A 2,839-nucleotide genomic window follows, 5' to 3' on the forward strand; every position below is an offset into this window, starting at 1 on the left:
TATTCAGGGGTTACTGGCCCTTTGAACTAATGTTTTTGTATTTTGCGTTTTGTTACTATTCAGGGGTTAGGTAGCCCTTTGATCTACTTGATTATTTATATGCTTTATTAAAACTATGATGCTTATATATATACATTATGTCAAGCCTCCCGGTTAGCGGCGCATAGTCACACACGTCACCAGTATAAGTACTGCCACAGCGGCGAGTGTTAGCCCGCCGAATCCGCCAGCTACCCGCTGCACCCATGTCATTGCCGTGCCAGACATGTCAGGAAAAACTTGGTTGTTATGGCTCGCCCCATAAGGGACGATGTGATCCTTCGGCGGCTCACACGCTGCCATGCATGTCGTTTTGGCACTGCACACAGATACCTTGAATGCCGGGGATGCTGATGCTGTAGAGAAATGCAGGGTTATCTTGCCATCTGTTTTGATGTCCACAGCTGCCTCCTGTATGGTGGCTACGTTCGAATGAGAATGGACAGCACATTTTCCGGGTTTGTCGGTTTTGAAAGTCAGAGTCGCAATCCCGCCGAAGTCCGATGAGTGCGTGCAGACCGCCACTTGGCACTCCAGGTTTGTGACGGCAGGTGCATCAATCACGCGCGTAAACGCGGAGTCCGGGATGTCCATGGAGACTGGGATGTTGCCAACGGCGCAATTTTCTGCTCTAACTGGGTTGGTCTTGATTACGCATCCAAAGGGAGCCTTGTCATTCAGCGACGTGCCTCTCTCTTTTATCCAGTACTTAAAGCCAGAAGGGGTCTGTGTGTAAGGCACGTGAACAGTACCGGACGAAGGTCTTGACAACTTGAGGGCGGTGTTGGCATACAGGTCCTTGCTCTCTACCGTCCTGCTCTGGATGTCTCCAAACCTTCCTGGTTGTCCTGACCCGTAGGGTGGGAAGTCCAGGTTGTAGACGTCGTTCTTATAGACGACAATCTTGTTGTCGAAAGGCGTCCAGGCAGTGGAGATTGGACCAAAAGTAAACCTGCTGCCTCCGACGGTCACTGTGTGCTCCCCGTTGACGAACGCCGTTGTTGTCTGATTGAGGTTCCCGTAGCTTATTCGGATGGTGGCTTTCATTGCCGCAGTATGCGCCTTGTAGGCCGCGGCATGGTCGTGCTTGCATACGTCCGATCTGTCAACGTATGCTTCACTCAGCTGGGTGTTCTCAGTGTCGCAGAAGCAGTATGCGCCGCCCCACATAAATGGGTACACTCCTGTGTAGACCTGGCATTGATAGTCGGGGCGCTCCATGGATCTGCATTCTGATGTCCCGCAGCACTTGATATAAGGTGACGGCACGACTGTCTTGTATTCACAGGTTATGTACTCTAAGTTTAGTGTGGGTTCCAAGCTGGTTCCAAGTACCTCAAGCTGTAGGGTCATCGGGGAGAAGCCGTTCCTCTCAATGTGAGCCTTATACGGGAATCCCACCACATTCGGGATCGTTGCGGTGTGTTCGTAAGATTTTACGACGGGAGTTCCCAGGCTCACCAACACTAAAAAAGATAGCGGTTTGCAGCAGCAAAGCAGGTTCTTCAGGCAGCATACAAGTATGATTATGGCAGCGAGCGGCGTTGCAAGCTCCAGCCAAAACAGGGTTTGATTCTCATCCCATAGATACGCCATAGATTCCGCAAACGACGCGGCATGCGCTCGTGGTGCGCAGCATAGTACTCCTAGTGTTACCGGGACGACGGCTCCGGGGGTCAGGGCGTATGGGGTCAGGCACTTGCGGCGTGCAGTGGCGAACATGTAACATGACGCCAGCAGCGATAGTACGACTGCGAGACACGCGGCTGAGACAGCGACGATGGTGGCTGCTGGGTATAGCCCATAGTAATAGAGTATGATCTCGTGCGGCCACCCATGGGGTTTGCCTTCAGTTGTCAGCTGGGCCCACAAGCGCACGGGTGGGTTGTTTCCCCATCTGTACTCTATCCCATCTTCGGTCACCGGTATGGTCCGTTCGACGTATCGGTCTATCCACTCCTCATACGGACGCGGATCTGCTCCTAGACTCCGGTACGTCAACAGCGTGGGATGATCTGGATGCAGTTTCACTGTCAGTTCTCTCTTTCCGTATGTGACACCTGGTGCACGTGCAAGGGGCACCCTGCATGTGGAGTTGGTCAGAGGGAAGGGTACGTGCACTTTACCTTTGCGAGACAACTGGTCGGCTCTAGGGACAAACGAGGAGGTGTACTGCCACTTATCGTGGTTAGTCACCGCAGCGTGGCACTGTGCTATTTTGCACGAATTGATAGTCTTGTCGCTACTGGTGGTGCCCACGTTGCCACTACCACACGTGCAGTTGTATCTGATGGTTTTTCCTCCTGCTGTGATCTTTACGTTACCTGACCGCTGCGACAGCAACGTTATGTCTGGGATATCCGGTGGGGTATGCATGTAGATCTCTTCCTCCGTCGGTGCGGTAGTCAGCTGGTACGTTGTGCATGGCACTTCGATACCGAAGTGGGGCCTGACGGTGAATTTTTCTCTGCCTACTGGGGCCGGAGCGTGTTTGTACTGCACTTTGCAGGCCTGTGTGTGCGATTCTGCATCTTGGAACTGGACCTTTAGTTCGCCCCCTGGAGGGCAGTAGGCCACGATGAAGTGGCCCATCGTGCCTCGAATAGCGCACACACCGGAAGTATGCACTTGTAAAGAATCCCGGTTTGCCTCTTTCATGTCATGCCCGGCGATGTACCTGATTTTGCTGTGTTCGTGTGTTCCTCCTTTGTTGATGCCAATTTGCGCTGCGACCTGGATCTTTATCATGCCATCGGAAGCCTCATCCCTAATTTTTTCTATAGCCACCGGGCTGTAACAG

The 2,839-nt window shown here is 52.7% G+C and carries 1 protein-coding gene; it reads right to left on the reverse strand.

Annotated features, from left to right (window positions below):
* Positions 1-153 precede the first annotated feature (153 nt).
* A partial coding sequence (locus tag MFF22_RS24920) for a hypothetical protein (protein ID WP_238253398.1) occupies positions 154-2,839 on the reverse strand: 2,686 nt, incomplete at its 5' end.

The organism is Methylobacterium persicinum (assembly GCF_022179525.1).
Classification (GTDB): domain Bacteria; phylum Pseudomonadota; class Alphaproteobacteria; order Rhizobiales; family Beijerinckiaceae; genus Methylobacterium; species Methylobacterium persicinum.